Source organism: Microseira wollei NIES-4236, from assembly GCF_020521235.1.
GTDB classification, from domain to species: domain Bacteria; phylum Cyanobacteriota; class Cyanobacteriia; order Cyanobacteriales; family Aerosakkonemataceae; genus Microseira; species Microseira wollei.
On record NZ_BLAY01000195.1, the window covers coordinates 1 to 17,752 of the forward strand.

Genomic DNA, 17,752 nt, shown 5'->3' on the forward strand with positions numbered 1-17,752 from the left:
TGACCAATATTTGGGTGGGGAAACTCCTCCAAGTAAGTCAACTCGTGGAAAGAGGAAGCCTAAAGAGCAATCTTTGGAATCCCCCGCTATATTCGGTACTCCGAATTAGCGGCGGGAGGATGTCAATTAACCAGAAACTGCATAAATTTCCCGTAAAGACCGTTCCGGGTAAAATGCATCGGGCATTCCCAAAAAGAGGGGGGTTGTATCTTAAGAACTGTTAAGGTCTGTAGCAATTTGTTCATATCCAGCCAAGTCACTGCCAACCAGACTCAAACTCCGTGATACCATCTCACCTTGTAGCTTGAAGCGATTGGGAGAAAACCTTTGTCACTACGGGTTGCTGTTGTAGGAGGGGGACCAGCGGGTTCCTGTGCTGCCGAAACGCTTGCCAAAGCTGGAATTGAGACGTATTTAATCGAGCGCAAGCTGGACAACGCCAAGCCTTGTGGCGGAGCGATTCCCTTGTGCATGGTGAGCGAGTTCGACCTACCGCCGGAAATTATCGACCGGCGGGTGAGAAAAATGAAGATGATCTCGCCGTCGAATATTGAGGTTGATATCAATCTAGAAAAAGAAGAAGAATATATCGGCATGTGCCGTCGCGAGGTGCTGGATGGGTTCCTGCGCGATCGCGCAGCCAAACTAGGCGCTAAGCTGATCAACGGCACGCTTTATAAACTGGATATTCCCACAAGCAATAACGGTGTTTACACTCTCCATTACGCCGACCACTCAAATGGCAGCATAGAAGGGGAAAATAAAACCTTACAAGTCGATTTGGTGATTGGTGCCGATGGGGCGAATTCCCGCGTTGCCAAAGCCATCGATGCCGGGGACTATAACTATGCGATCGCATTCCAAGAGCGCATCCGCCTGCCAGAAGACAAAATGGACTACTACCAAGACCTGGCAGAAATGTACGTCGGTAACGATGTTTCCCCCGACTTCTACGCCTGGGTATTCCCCAAATACGACCACGTCGCCGTCGGCACCGGCACGATGAAGGTCAACAAAGCCATTATCAAAGATTTGCAAGCCGGAATTCGCGCCCGTGCTGCCCGGAAACTGGTTGGCGGTAAAATTATCAAAGTCGAAGCGCACCCCATCCCCGAACATCCCAGACCCCGCCGCGTCGTCGGTCGCGTTGCTTTGGTAGGCGACGCCGCCGGATACGTCACCAAATCTTCAGGTGAGGGAATATACTTCGCCGCCAAATCGGGAAGGATGTGCGCCGAAACGATTGTAGAATTTTCCCACAACGGCGCGCGCATTCCCACCTCAGACGAACTCAAAGTTTACCTGAAGCGTTGGGATAAGAAATACGGCATGACCTACGTGGTGCTGGATATCCTGCAACGGGTATTCTACCGTTCCGACGCCACGCGGGAAGCGTTTGTGGAAATGTGCGCCGACATGGACGTGCAGCGCCTGACGTTTGATAGTTACCTTTATAAGACGGTCGTGCCTGCAAATCCTTTGATCCAAATGAAGATTACTGCCAAGACCATTGCTAGCTTACTCCGGGGTAATGCCCTCGCCCCTTAATTTAAGAAACCCGGTTTTGCCAAAAAACCGGGTTTCTATAGCAGTACGCTTTCATCATCAGATGCCAGCATTAGATGAACAATCTCATGCTGGCATTTTCTCCGTATAGTTAATCACTCATAAAAAATCATCACCTAAATATAAGCGGAATCTACGTGTAAATCCCGATCTATTCAACCGTCGATCCCACATCCGCCGCCCCTACTTGTTCCCGACTGGGTAACTCCAGACAGTAACCTGCACCGTAGACGGTCTTAATGTAGCGCGGGTGACGCGGGTCTGGTTCGAGCTTGGTTCTCAAGTGTCGGATATGCACGCGAATCGTTTCTATATCATCATCTGGGTCATAGCCCCAAACTTCCTTAAGAATTTCGCTGGGAGAAACGGTTTGACCGTGACGCTGAAGCAAGCAATGTAACAATTCAAACTCTAGGTGAGTCAGTTTGATCGTTTGAGCGAACCATAAGGCTTCAAAGCGTTCTGGAACCAGGGTCAACGGACCGTAATTCAGGATTTCGCTATGCTTGGCAGCTTGAGGAATGCGGTCGGTGCGTCGCAGCAGCGCCCTCACCCGTGCCAGCATTTCTTCGACTTCAAATGGCTTGGTGAGGTAGTCATCCGCACCGGCATTAAAGCCATCCACCTTATTTTGAGTTTGGCCTAAAGCCGTCAGCATCAACACGGGGATATCTTTAGTCCGCTCATCCCGGCGCAGGCGCTGACAAACCGTGAATCCATCTACTTTAGGCAGCATCAAGTCTAAAATTATCAGGTCTGGCTGGATCTGGAGCGCTAGCGCCTGACCTTTAATGCCATCTTCTGCTTGGCTGACATCGTATCCAGCCATTTCCAGGTTGACGGCTACTAATTCTGATATTGCACGATCGTCGTCGATAACAAGTATGCGAGGCATCATTAAAGAGCTTTGAGTGAAGTTTTTTTAAGGTTCGATAAGGAACTGTTGCAAGTGGCAAAGTTTCCTGTACAGATTATAAGCACGATTCTAAAAAATTACTAAAATTGGTGGACTTTTGCTGACAGTTTGTACAGCTTTGCCGATAAAGCGCGAAGTCCACTGCGTTTTTGGCGCAATGCGCCAGCAGTCCCTGAGCTGACTTGGTAGTTGCTCGAACTCGGATGGCTCCGCAAGGGGGAAAAATCCAGACTAGGCAACAGTTTCTGGCGTATGAGCGCCAAAAACTGCCGATTTGGTGCAGTATATTCCGTTTTTCTGTAGTAAAACTATAATGACCAGGGTTTTGTCCCGTCACGCCCCTAGTAAGTAGGTGAATATAAATAAACTCACCACAATGGCAAACGGGACGCCCACCCCACAAGAGATTGAAGGTTTTGTGGGGTGGGCTAATCGCCCGCCATAGGTAGGGATAGCTATTTTCACTTTATTTACCTGCACCTACTTAGTTGTCACCGGCAAAATGCCCCATCTTCCTGACGCTCCACCCAGGTGGCGCAGAAACGGTCTGGCAATAACGCTTTACCCCGCGCTGGGGGCAAGTCGCGACTGGGAAGCAACGCTACAAGACCCAGAGTTGAAACCGGGGTAAGATGTCTAAACCCAACGGTCGCTGTTACTCCTAACGGTACTCAGGTCACCTAAAATTTGAGCCAAGATTGAGATGCTACAAAACGGAAGATGACCCAATTAAAAGAAGCAGTGGTACTAATTACAGGTGCTGCGGGGGGGTTCGGACAGGAACTCACCCGACAATTATTGATGGCGGGTAGCCGATTAATCTTGACCGATTTAGAGTTAGATATTCTACAAAAACGGGCTGAAACGATCCAATATGACATCAAAACGGGTGAAATAGTCGCTGGCATCGCTGCTGATTTGTCTTGCCTAGAGGGATGTCAAAACCTTTACCAGCAGGTAAAAGCCTTGGGTATACCCGTTGATGTTTTAATTAACAATGCTGGGATCGGGTTGTTCGGACGCATGGATGAAGTTCCTTTGGCAAAATGGGAACAGTTGATGCAAGTAAACCTGTTGACTCCGATGCGATTAAGCGCCACGTTCGCAGCTGATATGATTGCGCGTCAAAAGGGTCATATTGTCAATATTTCATCCCTCGCCGGTTGGATAGCACCAGCGGGGATGGCGCATTATAGTGCGAGTAAATTTGGCTTGCGGGGCTTTAGTGAAGGGCTATTAAATGAAGTCAAAGCTTATAACGTTAAGGTAACGGCTGTTTATCCTTTTTTCAGCCGCACTCCAATTTTGCAATCTGAAAGTTATGGTACTTTAGCTCAGGGGTTAGAGGGTATTCCAGAACGGTGGGTAACTGACCCGGCGGAAGTGATGCGCCAGACTATTAGAGGAATTATACAGGATCGCGCTGAAGTGTTTCCCGATGCGATCGCTCAAATCACCCAGGTGCTAAAACGCTATTTCCCGCGTTTGATCGACTGGAGGGGAGGCTAAAATAATGATCCAAGCTCATACAGACAAATATTTAATTATTGGGGCAGGATTTGTCGGGTTAGGCATGGCGCAAGCGCTGCAAGCGGCTGGGATGCCCTACGATCAAGTAGATGCTAGCGATAATATTGGGGGCAATTGGTATCACGGCGTGTATGAAACTGCACATATCATTTCATCCCGCCAAGTCACCCAATTTACTCATTTTCCCATGCCGGATTATTATCCCGACTTTCCCAGCGCTCAACAAATGCGGGATTATCTTAACAGCTTTGCCGACCATTTTGATTTGCGTCAACGCATTCAACTAAATTGCACGGTTACCTATGTGCGACCGATTGAAAATAACCTCTGGGAAGTCACTTTTAAAAGTGGAGAACAGCGGATTTACAAAGGAGTATTGCTATGCAACGGTCATCACTGGTGCAAACGGCTTCCCCAATTCGAGGGAGAGTATAAGGGAGAGATTATCCACTCAAAAGATTACAAACGCCCCGCTCAATTGTTGGGTAAACGAGTGCTGGTAATTGGGGCTGGAAATTCCGCCTGCGATATTGCGGCAGAAGCTGCACGAGTGGGAAGTAAAAGCGTTTTAAGCTGGCGGGAATCAGTTTGGTTGATTCCTAAGACGTTTGCCGGAGTTCCCATCGTAGATATTATTCAATGGTGGATGCCAGAATGGTTGCAGCGATTAATGGCTTATAGCATTATCCGCCTGACTTTTGGCAACCATGAAAGTTATGGATTATCTAAACCCAATCATCGCATTTTTGAGAAACACCCAACGTTAAATAATGAAGTGCCTTACTATATCAAACATGGTCGCATTATTCCTAAACCTGCCGTGAGGCGGCTGGCGGGTTCTCAGGTTGAATTTGTCGATGGCACTTGTGAAGAATTTGACTTAATTGTTTGTGCCACGGGTTATCACGTTGCTTATCCGTTTTTGCCCCCAGAACTTCAGCGGGTTGAAGGTTCTTTGGTGAAGTGTTATGCGGGGGCATTTTTAGAAGATTACAAGGGATTATATTACATTGGTTGGGGTCAGGCGCGCGGGGGCGTCGGGTCTTTAATTGCTGCTTATGGCCCAATTTTTACCCGCTTTCTGCAATTACAAGATCGAATTAAAGTGCCGATGGGTTTAGTTTTCAAAACCATGGGACAACAATTACCCTCTAATCATTTATCTGACCCCCAAGCAACCTTTCGGCAGTTAAAATTGACTCACTGGCTGTTTAATTGGATTGTTAAAAGAGCCGCTGGGATTGATGCTCAATATTCTGATTGGACAAATCGTCCCCTACCACCTTTAACAGCACCTCAGACTGCTGAAGCGATCGCAATGTATTGATACAGCGGATTGCAAGTGGATGAGGTAAAGCGAAATCGCGCAAGGCAAGTGTAGCCGCACCCTTAAGGGTGCGGCTACACTTGCCTTGCGGTGTACCTCATAGGGCTGCAATCCGCTATAAACTGCAATCCCTAAAAGCTGATGCAAAAAATTTCATTCTAACTCGTTATCGCGATCGCGTAAGCTACATCAGTAGCAAAGCGAACTAACGCCAAATCAAAGATACCGATGATTCGCTAGATCTCAAATCCCTAATAAATGCAGCCAGGTGAAGATTAGTCATTGAGAATATCATACAAAAACATCAAATGCATTGAGTATTGATACTCAATGCATTGCCTGTTTAGCCTTGTACAGTGTGACACCGTTAGCTTTGCTACATCTTGAGCTATTCTTTTTCCTCGTTTTTGGGCACAAAGCTAGTCCCGTGGTGGGTGACTAGATACTCCCCATCTGATTGCATAACGACTATCTGAACAGCATCCTCATCGTCTATATCGTCAACGATCTCAACATCTTTGCAGTTCTTCAGTGCTTGAATCGCTTTGGGATCTCCTTGCTGTGCGAGTAGTGTAAGCAAATTGTGAACGGTTCTGGAAACTGTTTCTGACATAGGGTTTTGCTCCTGAACAAGCGATCGTTGTCCAGTTAATTATCCTATTACACAATCATCTCGTTTTACTTTTCCCACTTAGCCGTCGTAGAAACCCTTGCCATCGGGAACGTTTAAACCGGCGTCGATCTACCCGTCTGCTGCGGTTATCCTGTCCCCCATCCTCAATATCCGATCTGTGGGGTATTCCTTGTTGGGCGCGGGCTTCTTCTGTAACGGGTACGGCATGTTCATCCGGTACAATTTGAGAGCCAAATTTTCTGGCGTAAACTTGGGTAAACTCCGCGCCGAAAAATAAAATTTGAGCTGCATAGTAAACCCAAGCCAGGATAACTACAAGCGATCCAGCAGCACCGTAAGTCGAGCCAAAACTGCCATTTCCCAGATACGCACCCAACAAAAACCTGCCGATACTGAACAGCAGCGAGGTAATCGCCGCCCCAATTAAAACATCTCCCCAAGTAATTTTCGCATCGGGAAGAAATTTAAACATCATTGCGAACAGTAATGTAGTAACGCCGAACGAGATGATAAAGTTGGCAATTTGCCACATAACGTCGAAACCGGGCAATAAATTGCTGAAATAGCTGTTAATTGCTGCCAAAACCGCGCTAATAATTAGGGAAACCAGCAGTAAAAAGCCAATCCCCAATACCATTGTGAAGGACAAAACATTTTGGCGAATAAAGCCTTTGACAGGGAGTCCTGGTTTTGGCTGCACTTCCCAAATTGTGTTGAGGGCATCTCGCAGTTGAGAAAATACGCCAGCAGCACCAAATAACAGAGCAACGATACTTATAAGCGAAGCAATTGTCCCGGTGGCGGGTTTGTTAGCATTTTCAATTGCCGTTTCGATGACTTCTGCGCCACTTTTGCCAACTAAACCTTGAATTTGCCCGACTATTTCGCCTCTGGCTGCTTCTTCACCGAATATACTGCCTGCGATCGCGATCGCAATAATCAACAGCGGTGCCAGGGAAAAAATCGTGTAATACGCCAACGCCGCCGACAATCGCGACGCTTTATCCTCGTTCCATTCATCAAACGTTTCTTTTAGCAATCCCCCAATTGTTTTAAAATTCAGACGCGCTGCTTTTTTACCCGACTGAAACTCCTCGGTTGGGTGGCTATCTGATGGGTTGGAAGTGCGTTGCGGCATTGTTGATTAATCTAGCAATCAGTTTAAGCTTTTGCCTTTTTATTTTTTACTACTCCCAACCAAGTCAGGTCATCTCTCTTAAGGTTGACTGCCCCTTGCCTCTAAAAATTCTATCTTTAGACCGAACTACGAATTGATTCGCTTAGGCTTTAATTAAACTTGGGTATTTAATAAAAAAATTCAATTACCTATTACCCATTACCTATTACCCATTACCCATTACCTATAAATAATTATGCAACTTGTAGGTAAAGTAGCGCTAATTACGGGAGCCGGATCTGGAATTGGTAAGGCGGCGGCAATTTTGCTAGCCAAAGAAGGCGCTAAAGTAGCCGCGTTAGGAAGAACAGAAGGCGATATTAATAAAACTGTTGCCCAGATTGAAGGTAATGGCGGCTTTGCCATGCCGATAGTCGCCGATATTTCCCAACCAGAGCAGATGCAACAAGCAATCGAAAAAATTGCATATCGATGGGAAAGAATTGATATTGTATTTGCCGATGCAGGAATTAATGGCGTTTGGGGAACCATCGAATAATTAACGCCCGAAGCATGGGATAAAACTTTAAAATTCAATCTTAAAGGGACATTTTTAACCGTTAAATATGGCGTACCTTACTTGAAAAAACAACGCGGAGCGGTAATTGTTACCTCATCGGTTAACGGCACGCGCATGTTTAGCAATACGGGTGCTACCGCCTATGCTTGCTCTCAAGCTGCTCAAGTAGCTTTTACTAAAATGATAGCGCTAGAACTTGCCGAACATCGGGTGCGGCCAAAACACTAGACATCCGAAATCCAAAAGGAAATCAAGTGAGTTGGCAAACCAAGGTAAAGTCGCTGAGTTTCATAAGATACCCAGACGACGTAGTCATACACGCAGATATAAACGTGGTGACTCAATGCCAAAAGATAATATCCGAATGGCTCAAAGGAATGGGACTGGAATTAAAACCCAGTCAAACAAAAACAACCCACACCCTCAATGAGTACAACGGAAATGTAGGGTTGGATTTCCTGGGATTCCATATGCAACAAGAGCCGTCAGGGAATTACCGCAGCGCCACCAATTCCGCCGGAAAAATATTAGGATTTAACACAAATCAACCCGAGCCAGGAAAAACAGAGAGTTCACCCAAATAAAATGGCTGAAATAGTAGATAAAAACCTCACCAAACCCCAAGCAGTATTAATAACTGAGAGGACATTTTGCTACCGAGGCACAAAAATTGTCAGGAGAAATCACCACGCCCTGGTGGCAAATGTGGTGAGCCCGGAGAACCCTAGAAATAGGGATATTAAGATTGAAAGGTGTTAAGAATCCCCGTGTCTTTAGACCGGGGAGTGTCAATTTTAGCATCGGATGCTGCAAGTCACATCAGCGGTACGAAAATTTGGATTGATGGGGCGCAGTCATTGTGGCATTAAGAATCCGGGTTTCTTAAAGAAACCCGGATTCTTTTATTTTTGCAGCAAGCCGAATACCTGAGTTTGGTGCAAAACACCTATGCCAAACAAAACTAACAGGATAACCATCCCCACAGAGCCATAACTTCTGACAAATTCGTCTAAATATGGGGGTATTTTCCAAAGCGGCTTTGGTATGCGACGGGCAACTTGTTCAAACTTAGCTTGCGCCCAACTTACATCAAGCCCTTGTTGATGCGCCTCCCACAATAAACTTGCTGCCAGTTGCAATAAAAAAGGATGCCCACCACCCCATTCTCTAGCAAGGTGTTGCTCTTCCGTACTTAATGCAGCCTTTGCCCCCATTCTCTCAGGCAAGCTTACCAGTTCCCATGCTTCTTCTTCTGTCAATTCCCCCAAAGGCAGAACTTGTTCAAAGCCATTCAAAAAAGAAGAAGTCAGCTTATACCGACGCTGGTAAAAATCTAGCTTTCTGTGGGAAGCTACCACCAGCCTCAAGATATTGCTGTTGATCAAAAACCGCAAATTGTCAAAAAAACCATCGTTAAAATGTTTTGGATAACGAAACAACGCTTCAAAATCATCCAGGCAAAGCACAGGGAATAATCCCTGCCGTTTCCACTCTCCGATTGCCCCTGAAAAGCTTTGGCGATCCAAAAATTTAATATTCTTCCAGGGTCTCATTAATTCTGGTTTTGCTTTCACCAAGGGGTGATTGAGCAATTGTCGCGCAGCTGCCAGATAGAAGGCATTTTCCCGCCGACAATGAGATTCTTGCAAATTCAGGTAAATTACTATAAAACGGCGGGGATTTTCTACCCGCTGTTCGTAAGTCTGGCAAAAGCGATAAAGCAGAGAAGATTTTCCCATTCCCTGTTTGCCCACAACATTAATGCTGCTAGACCCGATACCCATTATTCGCGAGGTAATGTAGTCTAATTCAGCTTCGCGCCCAACAAAATGCTGGGGCTTTTCAATCATCGGTCCTGCCAAAAACGGACAAGGAGCACCCAACTGAGAAGTCATAAGAAAGTTTCGCTACCAGTCGAGACGTAGTAACAAGATGGGGGATATTACTTCTGCTTTCATACCCATGTTTACGGGTAGTTGCGTTCGCGCAGCGTGCGGTCGGCATATCGCGCAAGCAAAAGATACTGATACTCTGAGTTGCGAAATGGATGATGCCAACCCTTAATTTAAACGCCTTTGGCTTTAACCTGCGGGCTTACATTCTACTGGTTGGCCAACACGATAAAAACTAGATTCTTCTAGAAGTTTAGATGCTACCCTTTATAAGTATTATGACTTATACCTGTAAGTACCTCAACAGTGAAATTACGGATTTCAGAATCGGTTAACATCAAACCGATTTAAGTAATAATAGGTACAACTGAAATCTCATCAGTAAGATTACTGATTTCATCCTAACTTTACAAGGTTTTACACTCGGTTAGTGCAAAGGCCAAATATTTATATTGTGGAAAGGTATTATAAATTTGCGCCGAAATCCGCATCTGCCGAAAGGGGTATTTAGGCCAATAAATTATCGTCCCCTCGTCCTTAGTGTCCCCGCGTCCTCTTCAATTTAGGTAGAAATGTAGACTACCTTTTATAAGTACTATGACTTATACCTGTAAGTACCTCAAAAGTGAAATTACGGATTTCAGAATCGGTTAACTCAAACCGATTTAAGTAATAATAGGTACAACTGAAATTTCATCAGTAAGATTGCTGATTTCATACTAACTTTACAAGGTTTTACACTCGGTTAGTGCAAAGGCCAAATATTCATATTGTGGAAAGGTATTATAAATTTGCGCCGAAATCCGCATCTGCCGAAAGGGGTATTTAGGCCAATAAATTATCGGCACTTCAATTTTAAAATGCTCCCACAGCGCATCTTGTAGCGGCGGAATTAACCGCGTTTTGACAAATTCGGTTCTATCCTCTGGTAACGGGATAACTGCCATCGAACCAATTATCTGATCGGGACAGGGTGGCGCAACATCCAACGCCTCGCACAGCATCTGCCTCGCTGTCAATACCATTGTCCGATTTCGTGCCATTAATTCGGACCATCCACCCAAAAGCAGCGAACCCATGAATTGAATTGCTTCTGGTACGCATAAATATGCTGTGGGATCGTCGGTTCCCATCCAGTCAAACTCTAATTGAAAGCGGGATTTATCGGTGCGGGGCGAGTTAGCGCCGTGACTAATAGTCATCGGACGAATGGACGATTGCTTGTCCTGTCGCACGTACAAAAATGCCGCGCCTTTGGGCGCACACAACCATTTATGGCAATTTCCGGTGTAGTACGTTGCGCCGCAGTTATGCAGGTCTAAGGGAATCATACCGGGCGCGTGAGCGCCATCGATCAGGGTATCTACGCCACGCTGCGCCAGTTCTTGAATTATGTTTGAAATCGGTAAAATTAGACCTGTTTGGCTGGTTATGTGGTCTAACAGCGCTAGCTTTGTCTTGGGTGTGACGCGATCGCATACTGCTGCAATTATGTCTTGGGGCGAACCCAGGGGAAACGGAATTTCTGCCACCACTACTTTCGCCCCCGTGCGTTCTGCTACAAAGTTCAGCACGTTGCGACAGGCATTATATTCGTGATCGGTGGTGAGTAATTCATCCCCTGGAGCGAAGGTGAGGGATCGCAACACCGCATTCACCCCCGTCGTCGCATTCGGCACAAATGCCAATTCCCCAGCATCCGCGCCGACAAACTCAGCTAACTCGCTTCTTGCTCGATCCAGCAGTTCCTCAAACTCCCGCACGAAAAAGCGCAGCGGTTCCCGTTCCATCTGCAAGCGCCAGCGCTGCTGCGCCTCCAATACAGGCATTGGACAGGCGCCAAACGAACCGTGATTGAGAAATGTTATTTCCCGGTCAAGCGACCAATACTTACCAAATTCTGAAAGGTGAAGTTTGAAGTCTAAATTCTCATCCTTCATGCTTCACCCTTCATTTTTTATCTAACTCCCCAGGCCGGATTCGAACCAGCGACCAATCGGTTACACTTATCCCTACGTTTCCGCAAGGGGTGGACTATCTCATCATCCCTTTTTTGGGATGTCGGGCGCTCTAGGATTTATTGGACAGGCTCCTCATCCTTAGTCTCTGCGCCTTTCTGGCTACTGTGGAAACCACCGCCTTTTGCCAGACTTGGCTCAGGATTACCGCCACCCTTAGTGCTGCGGCTTCCCTGAATTCACCCGATTTTCCACTACTTGTTACCAAGTAGCGCTGCTATGTCACTCAAGATATCAGTTAGTCCTAATATCTTGCGTCCATTACAGCCGACCGCTCTACCACTGAGCTACTGAGGATCGCAGTTATTAATAGTAGCGGTATCAGATGGGATTTGCAACCCCCCCTGACAAATTTTTTTTTTCAGTTTTGTCCAAACAACTGCTTTGATCGGGAACCTCCGAGAGACCCCAGGCGCGAGCGTTGCAGCCTGGGGAGGGATAGGAGCGTCAATTGCCATCCGGTCAATCCCGGTGGCAATTGACAATCTCACAAAATCTTCGCGATCATGTGAGACTTGGTAGAACAAGCGTTCCGGTACAGAATTTATCCAACGGCAGAGCAAGAATCTTTGCTGCGTCGCACGTTGAGCTGTGTCCGCCTCGTTTATAACCGGGCGTTGGCAGTGAGAACCGAGGCTTGGTATCAACGGCAAGAAAGTATTGACTACGTTCAAACGTCTGCCCTGTTGACTCAATGGAAAAAGCAAGATGACCTCCAATTTTTGAATCAGGTTAGCTGCGTGCCGTTGCAGCAAGGATTGAGGCACTTGCAAAAAGCGTTCAGCAATTTCTTTGCCGGACGGGCAAGATACCCCAACTTCAAAAAGAAACGCAATGGTGGCAGCGCAGAGTTCACCAGGTCTGCGTTCAAATGGAAAGATGGACAGGTGTTTTTGGCAAAGTGTAAAGATGCCTTGCCAATTCGCTGGAGCCGTCCACTCCCTGAAGGATGTGAGCCTTCCACAATTACGGTGAAGCTGGATGTTTGTGGGCGCTGGCATGTTTCGCTGTTGGTGAACAATCCCAATGTCAAACCACTGCCGATTCAGTCTCAGTCGATTGGACTGGATCTGGGAATCAACAGCTTGATTGCGACCAGCAACGGCGAAAAGATTGCCAATCCCAAACCGTTTGAGCGACTGAGAAAGAAACTCAAACGAGTACAGAAAGCCCTTTCTCGTAAGCAGAAAGGCTCTCGCAATCGAGATAAAGCAAGATTGCAGGTGGCGCGGGTACAAGCTCGGATTGCAGATGCGCGCAAAGATTTTCTCCATAAGCTGACAACTCGACTGGTGCGCGAAAACCAAACCATCGCGGCCCTTGGATTTGTCGGTCAAGAACATGGTGAAAAACCCCAAATTGGCAAGGCAAATTGCTGATGCAGCTTGGGGTGAGTTGGTTCGTCAACTCGAATACAAGGCCAAGTGGTATGGTCGAACCTTGGTGAAAATTGACCGCTGGTTTCCCAGTTCTAAGCGCTGTGGAAGTTGCGGACACATTCTCGAATCGTTGCCGTTGAGCGTCCGGGAATGGGACTGCCCAAGTTGTGGGACGCACCATGACCGGGACATCAATGCGGCACGAAACATCTTGGCGGTGGGACACACCGTGACAGCCTGTGGAGCGAACGTAATATCGTGTCCGGTTGCATCGGTTGCGTTTGGAGAGCAAAGGGGATGGGGGAGCAAAGGGGAGCTGGGGGAGAAAAAACGCTTTTTCGCACAATCAACTATACACAACTGATCTCTCGCGGACATGATATAATTCACCAATCAGGACATCCTGAGAGGAACCATGGGTTTTGATGATTTTAGCCAGCTTCTTTTGGTGGCGACTGATGTTTTCTTGACTTGGTTTGATGATTGTTTTGTATCCCAGTTTTTCACCTTTAGACGGGGTATTGTCTGATGGTGAATCCTAAGAAGTTGAATCCCTTGTTCGCTTCATGTTTATGTAGGGTGTGAGTGATTAGGGTCTTATATCAAGTTTGGTTGCACCGGAATTGTATAGTGGGGGTGCGCTCGCAACCAGTAGCAGTAGTTCTTGGCCACCAATGAAAAAAAGTTAGATGGGAGATCAAATCTTTCTGAGTTAGCAAGTTGCGACGGCGATGAAATAACAATTCCTCCAGCTCATCTAAAGACTTGAATGAGCGATTGGCAATCGGTTCATTGGTTCTTGGCCACAAACGCTCAGCTGGTTGTAATTCTGGGGAGTGGGAAGGAATAAATATCAAGTGAATTCCTTCAGGGATTTGTAGCTGGTCACTGATGTGCCAACCCGCTTGGTCGAGAGCCAAAATAATTCGCTTGTTTTGACCTACACCAAAATGTTGGGCTTGCATCTGCTAAAACGCGGTTGAATAGCTCTATATTCACCTTGGGTAAAATCCACCAGTAAGTTTCCCCAGATTCAGGATGAACAAAGCCATAGAGCCATAACCATTGGTAACGCCAGTTAACTGCGGCGATGGGCTGCTCACCCTGTTGCACCCAAACACGGCGCTGTACAGGTTTGAGTCCCAATCGATGTTCATCCATTGCCCAAACTTCTACATCAGCTGCCGGATAATTCGCCGGCAATCGCTTTCGTTCGAGATCTAGTTTTTTTTCCATGCTTGTTGTTGATCCAAATCGGCTCCGTCATGCTGTGGTCGGGGTATCCGTTGTCTGAAATTCATCTGTCGTAAATACTCCCATCCACGTTGCCGATGAACAGGTTGTCCGATTAATTGCTCCATCCAATTGGCTACTTTACGCCCATTCCACAGTCCACCATCAGGAGCCAATTCTAATAGTGCTTGCCCTAAATGCGCTTGCTCAATGTCTGACAATATTGGCTCTCTACCAGAATGAACACGGCGACGATCTATTAATCCTTGTGCGCCTTCTGTGTTGTAACGACGGGCAATTCTACGAATTCTGTCTCGGTAATAACCTGTAACTGAAGCCACCTCTTCGCTACCAAATCCGAGGGCTTTCAGCCAGATAATTTGGTAGCGAGTCCGCTCTATGGGGTTAGATGCCTTGAGGTAACGCATCTCTAGTTCTTCCACTGAAAGATGTGGTTCGATTACAAGACGCTTGCCCATAACTGTGCGATCGCACTCTCGATCAACTACACCCCCACTATACAAGTCCGGTGCAACCGGACTTGATATCAGCCATTGCTGACGCAAGAATTGATTTCCTTCACAAGTTGACCACTCGATTGGTGCGCGAAAACCAAACGATTGCCGTCGAGGAGTAAGGCTCGTGAAGAACATGTTGAAAAACCGTAAGCTCACTGCAGCTATTGCTGATGCAAGCTGGTCTGAATTGATACAGCAGCTGGAATATAAATGCCAGTGGTACGGTCGGACACTGGTTAAAATTGACCGTTGGTTTCCCAGTACTAAACGCTGCGGCAAATGCGGTCACATTGTCGATAAATTGCCGCTTGATGTCAGGGAGTGGAACTGCCCTGAATGTGGGACGCACCACGACCGGGACATCAATGCCGCAAACAATATTCTTGCCGCAGGGCTTGCGGTGATAGACTCCGTCGCGAACGTAAGACCTGATAGGGATGAGTTTAAACGGCGGTTGCCAAAAACCTGTAAGGGAAGGAAACAGAAACCCAAATCGTCAGGTTTGGCAATCTCCCGTTATAGCGAAGCTTAACGGGAGAGGATGTCAACTCGGTTAGCTCTGAAAATTAATCGGTAAAGGTGTCGTGTCAATCTTTGCATCCCATCCGCAACTCAGCTAAGCGTCGCCGTGCTTTGTCATCTAGGGAATTGGCTAAAAAACGACCGCTGGATTGTTTGCGCGGTTGATGTTTCCGCCGCAGGCGCTGCGCCGTTGATTCGATTTCGTATGCCAGTTCCTGCGCTGACATCCATTGGGCACCATAGCCCACGACTGTTAGCTTCTGCGCCCTGTCCGATGTGGCAACAATCAGCCGCCGCTGCAATGGGAGCAACTGGTGGCGCAGTACAGCACAGGATTTTTCGATAAAAGTGTCTGCGGTTTGCCCAAATTCGGTGTAGTATACAGATAAATTCTCTGTAATCACCTCGTTATTGCCGGGGGTATCGCGGTAATGCGCATCAAACACGACTTTAGTATCAAAGCCCTGAAAAGCGCTATAGCTTGTCAGGGCTTCAACCAACTCCCAGCGGGCTGCTTCTAAACCTTTGCGATCGCGGGTATAGATCAGCTTATTCCACGAACCAATTATGTTGTAGCCGTCTACTAGCAAAACTGCTGACGGCGGTGGGGATGTCATTTTTCAACGCCAAAGTTTTCTAAACTTAACGTTTTCGATATTAATTCATATCTCCATAGTAATCAAAGTGTTACTTCGGTTGACATAATCGCAAAAATATGCATTTCTGTCGGCAGGTGAGCAGAGGGGCAGGTGAACAGAGGGGCAGGGGAGCAGAGGAGAATTTGAATAGACATTCTCCCTTGTACACCTGCACACCTGCTCCCCTGCACTAGGAGCTAATTTCCTCGACTTGCATCAGACGTTGCTTTAAGCGGTTTGGATCGCCAGAGTCTACAACTTGGCCTTGTTCTAATAAAAAAGCACCATCGCAGTAATTCAACTCATCGAGGCGGTGAGTTACCCATAGGGCGGTGATGCCTTGACTTTTGACCAAACGCTGTACCCCAGCCACCAGATCTAACTGACTATCTGGATCGAGTAACGCAGTGGGTTCATCCAAAAGTAAAACTTCACAGCGACGGGCAATAGCGCCCGCGATCGCCACTCGCTGCTTCTGACCCCCACTCAAAGCATAAATAGGCCGTCGCTGCAAGGCTAGTAAATTGACTGCTGTCAGCGCTTCTTCTACCCGCTGGCGCACCGCAGGTGGGGAAAGATTTTCCTCTACTAACCCAAAAGCCACATCTGCCCCAACGGTGGGCATCACTAATTGATGATCGGGATTTTGAAAGACGAAACCTACTGGCTGAGCAATTTGAATGTTACCCGACTGAGGAAGCAACAAGCCAGCCAGCAACCTCAGCAACGTTGATTTGCCGCTGCCGTTGGTTCCCAAAAGCATCCAAAATTCGCCTTTGGGAACCTCCAGCGAGCAAGATTGTAAAATCTTGTCGCCTTTAGGCCAGTTAAAGCACAGATCGCTTACTTGAATGGCTGCTTGTGTCATCTGATCGCTAATAGCAGCATTTACTCAGCCAAGGCAACAAAACCGGGGGTGCGTCCCGTCGCAGCGCTACTGGATTTCTGAGACAGTTGCACCGCCGAGATTTCGCCACTGACAACGGCTATCTTTTTTTCTGGTTGTTTCTCGCAGGTCAGTTCCAAAATTTGAGAATGCCCAGATCCCATGATGTCTACAATTTGCTTGTATAGCGCTAGGGCATCCTCTTCTGACTTCCTTTGCACTGAGAGTGGATAGGGAGTGTTTTTTACAGTCAAGTCGATTGTGAACATGCTTTGGTTAAAAAATCTGGCGCGAATCCCATTGGCCTTATCCATTATCTCAAATCCCAGCCATCCCCGCCCAAAAGTACCAGGTTACGCACCACAATCTTAGAAACCCGGTTTCTTTGCGTAAGTCCCGAGTACAGTACCTGGTAGAGTTAGCGATTGTCCTGCGGACATGGTAAGCGATCGCAAAATTCATTGACCAAGGGGGTGAAAAATCTGGAGACTTCAACCTATAATGAGAGGCACAGTTAAGAAACGTAAACTGTCATCCCAATTCAACGGGATTTGTGCCTAAGTAAAACTGCTCTGGCAGGGATGCAGGCATAAAGAAGTTGAATCTGCACTTAATATATCTGTTTGGAGATTCGCGCCATGACTATTGCAGTCGGACGCGCCCCAGCAAGTCGCGGATGGTTCGACGTCCTCGACGACTGGTTAAAGCGCGATCGCTTCGTATTCGTCGGCTGGTCCGGCATCCTGCTATTCCCCTGCGCCTTCCTGGCACTGGGTGGCTGGCTCACCGGCACCACCTTCGTCACCTCCTGGTACACCCACGGACTAGCATCCTCCTACCTAGAAGGCTGCAACTTCCTCACCGTAGCAGTCTCCAGCCCCCCAGACAGCATGGGACATTCGCTGTTGTTCCTCTGGGGACCCGAAGCCCAATGGAACTTCACCCGCTGGTGTCAGCTAGGTGGGTTGTGGAGCTTCATCGCCCTGCACGGCGCCT

The 17,752-nt window shown here is 47.3% G+C and carries 14 protein-coding genes and 5 pseudogenes; 9 read left to right on the forward strand and 10 right to left on the reverse strand.

Annotation, left to right across the window (positions count from 1 at the left end; genetic code table 11):
- Window positions 1-327: 327 nt before the first annotated feature.
- On the forward strand, window positions 328-1,548 hold the full coding sequence (chlP, locus tag MiSe_RS40390) for a geranylgeranyl reductase (RefSeq protein WP_226591432.1): 1,221 nt from the start codon (window positions 328-330) through the stop codon (window positions 1,546-1,548).
- 169 nt (window positions 1,549-1,717) lie between these two features.
- Here the strand turns inward: chlP and rpaA are convergent, their stop codons facing one another.
- Together rpaA and MiSe_RS51535 are read right to left on the reverse strand one after the other, a co-directional pair.
- Window positions 1,718-2,461: a two component system response regulator RpaA gene (rpaA, locus tag MiSe_RS40395; RefSeq protein WP_226591450.1), complete on the reverse strand. Its 744-nt coding sequence runs from the start codon at window positions 2,459-2,461 to the stop codon at window positions 1,718-1,720.
- A gap of 354 nt (window positions 2,462-2,815) precedes the next feature.
- Window positions 2,816-2,947: a hypothetical protein gene (locus MiSe_RS51535; protein ID WP_264196876.1), complete on the reverse strand. Its 132-nt coding sequence runs from the start codon at window positions 2,945-2,947 to the stop codon at window positions 2,816-2,818.
- Between the two features lie 37 nt (window positions 2,948-2,984).
- Here MiSe_RS51535 and MiSe_RS51540 point away from each other — a divergent pair, with 37 nt between their 5' ends.
- The 3 genes from MiSe_RS51540 (at window position 2,985) to MiSe_RS40405 (ending at window position 5,339) form a co-directional block, all read left to right on the forward strand.
- Window positions 2,985-3,113: a hypothetical protein gene (locus MiSe_RS51540; protein WP_264196878.1), complete on the forward strand. Its 129-nt coding sequence runs from the start codon at window positions 2,985-2,987 to the stop codon at window positions 3,111-3,113.
- 89 nt (window positions 3,114-3,202) lie between these two features.
- A complete protein-coding gene (locus tag MiSe_RS40400; RefSeq protein ID WP_226591433.1) occupies window positions 3,203-3,991 on the forward strand; it encodes an SDR family NAD(P)-dependent oxidoreductase in 789 nt (262 codons plus the stop codon).
- A gap of 4 nt (window positions 3,992-3,995) precedes the next feature.
- Window positions 3,996-5,339, forward strand: a complete 1,344-nt coding sequence (locus MiSe_RS40405; protein WP_226591435.1) for a flavin-containing monooxygenase — start codon at window positions 3,996-3,998, stop codon at window positions 5,337-5,339.
- 388 nt (window positions 5,340-5,727) lie between these two features.
- On the opposite strand, the gene MiSe_RS40410 is transcribed toward MiSe_RS40405, so the two are convergent.
- Window positions 5,728-5,952, reverse strand: a complete 225-nt coding sequence (locus tag MiSe_RS40410) for a hypothetical protein (protein ID WP_226591436.1) — start codon at window positions 5,950-5,952, stop codon at window positions 5,728-5,730.
- 55 nt (window positions 5,953-6,007) lie between these two features.
- Complete coding sequence (locus MiSe_RS40415; RefSeq protein WP_444980615.1) at window positions 6,008-7,036, reverse strand: YihY/virulence factor BrkB family protein; 1,029 nt, start codon at window positions 7,034-7,036, stop codon at window positions 6,008-6,010.
- Between the two features lie 310 nt (window positions 7,037-7,346).
- On the opposite strand from MiSe_RS40415, the pseudogene MiSe_RS40420 reads away from it, so the two are divergent.
- Together MiSe_RS40420 and MiSe_RS40425 are read left to right on the forward strand one after the other, a co-directional pair.
- Window positions 7,347-7,886 (forward strand): annotated as a pseudogene (locus tag MiSe_RS40420) (SDR family oxidoreductase); the annotation flags it as partial.
- 119 nt (window positions 7,887-8,005) lie between these two features.
- Entirely contained in the window at window positions 8,006-8,254 is a 249-nt protein-coding gene (locus MiSe_RS40425; protein WP_226591440.1) for a hypothetical protein, read from the forward strand.
- Window positions 8,255-8,572: 318 nt separating this feature from the next.
- On the opposite strand, the gene MiSe_RS40430 is transcribed toward MiSe_RS40425, so the two are convergent.
- Window positions 8,573-9,565: an nSTAND1 domain-containing NTPase gene (locus MiSe_RS40430; RefSeq protein ID WP_226591442.1), complete on the reverse strand. Its 993-nt coding sequence runs from the start codon at window positions 9,563-9,565 to the stop codon at window positions 8,573-8,575.
- 722 nt (window positions 9,566-10,287) lie between these two features.
- Window positions 10,288-11,502 carry an aminotransferase class V-fold PLP-dependent enzyme gene (locus MiSe_RS40435; RefSeq protein ID WP_226591444.1) on the reverse strand — a complete coding sequence of 405 codons (1,215 nt, stop codon included), beginning with the start codon at window positions 11,500-11,502 and terminating at the stop codon, window positions 10,288-10,290.
- A gap of 593 nt (window positions 11,503-12,095) precedes the next feature.
- Between MiSe_RS40435 and MiSe_RS40440 the strand changes: the two are divergent.
- Window positions 12,096-13,323, forward strand: a pseudogene (locus tag MiSe_RS40440) (RNA-guided endonuclease InsQ/TnpB family protein).
- A 238-nt stretch (window positions 13,324-13,561) separates the two neighbouring features.
- Here the strand turns inward: MiSe_RS40440 and MiSe_RS40445 are convergent.
- A pseudogene (locus tag MiSe_RS40445) lies at window positions 13,562-14,671 on the reverse strand (IS630 family transposase).
- A gap of 74 nt (window positions 14,672-14,745) precedes the next feature.
- Here MiSe_RS40445 and MiSe_RS40450 point away from each other — a divergent pair.
- A pseudogene (locus MiSe_RS40450) lies at window positions 14,746-15,242 on the forward strand (RNA-guided endonuclease TnpB family protein); the annotation flags it as partial.
- Window positions 15,243-15,297: 55 nt separating this feature from the next.
- Here MiSe_RS40450 and MiSe_RS40455 read toward each other — a convergent pair.
- The 3 genes from MiSe_RS40455 to MiSe_RS40465 form a co-directional block, all read right to left on the reverse strand.
- A complete protein-coding gene (locus tag MiSe_RS40455) occupies window positions 15,298-15,849 on the reverse strand; it encodes an NYN domain-containing protein (RefSeq protein WP_226591446.1) in 552 nt (183 codons plus the stop codon).
- 211 nt (window positions 15,850-16,060) lie between these two features.
- Entirely contained in the window at window positions 16,061-16,738 is a 678-nt protein-coding gene (locus MiSe_RS40460; RefSeq protein ID WP_226591448.1) for an ABC transporter ATP-binding protein, read from the reverse strand.
- A 20-nt stretch (window positions 16,739-16,758) separates the two neighbouring features.
- The gene (locus MiSe_RS40465; RefSeq protein WP_226591452.1) at window positions 16,759-17,025 is read right to left on the reverse strand and encodes a UPF0367 protein family; all 267 of its coding nucleotides are present in this window, start codon (window positions 17,023-17,025) and stop codon (window positions 16,759-16,761) included.
- A 369-nt stretch (window positions 17,026-17,394) separates the two neighbouring features.
- Here MiSe_RS40465 and MiSe_RS40470 point away from each other — a divergent pair.
- Window positions 17,395-17,752 (forward strand): annotated as a pseudogene (locus tag MiSe_RS40470) (photosystem II D2 protein (photosystem q(a) protein)); the annotation flags it as partial.

Bases quoted from the DNA above. Each gene is read 5' to 3' on its own strand.
- rpaA (WP_226591450.1), bottom strand. From the start codon at position 2,461: ATGCCTCGCATACTTGTTATCGACGACGATCGTGCAATATCAGAATTA.
- MiSe_RS51540 (WP_264196878.1), top strand. From the start codon at position 2,985: ATGCCCCATCTTCCTGACGCTCCACCCAGGTGGCGCAGAAACGGTCTG.
- MiSe_RS40400 (WP_226591433.1), top strand. From the start codon at position 3,203: ATGACCCAATTAAAAGAAGCAGTGGTACTAATTACAGGTGCTGCGGGG.
- MiSe_RS40405 (WP_226591435.1), top strand. From the start codon at position 3,996: ATGATCCAAGCTCATACAGACAAATATTTAATTATTGGGGCAGGATTT.
- MiSe_RS40410 (WP_226591436.1), bottom strand. From the start codon at position 5,952: ATGTCAGAAACAGTTTCCAGAACCGTTCACAATTTGCTTACACTACTC.
- MiSe_RS40430 (WP_226591442.1), bottom strand. From the start codon at position 9,565: ATGACTTCTCAGTTGGGTGCTCCTTGTCCGTTTTTGGCAGGACCGATG.
- MiSe_RS40435 (WP_226591444.1), bottom strand. From the start codon at position 11,502: ATGAAGGATGAGAATTTAGACTTCAAACTTCACCTTTCAGAATTTGGT.
- MiSe_RS40455 (WP_226591446.1), bottom strand. From the start codon at position 15,849: ATGACATCCCCACCGCCGTCAGCAGTTTTGCTAGTAGACGGCTACAAC.
- MiSe_RS40460 (WP_226591448.1), bottom strand. From the start codon at position 16,738: ATGACACAAGCAGCCATTCAAGTAAGCGATCTGTGCTTTAACTGGCCT.
- MiSe_RS40465 (WP_226591452.1), bottom strand. From the start codon at position 17,025: ATGTTCACAATCGACTTGACTGTAAAAAACACTCCCTATCCACTCTCA.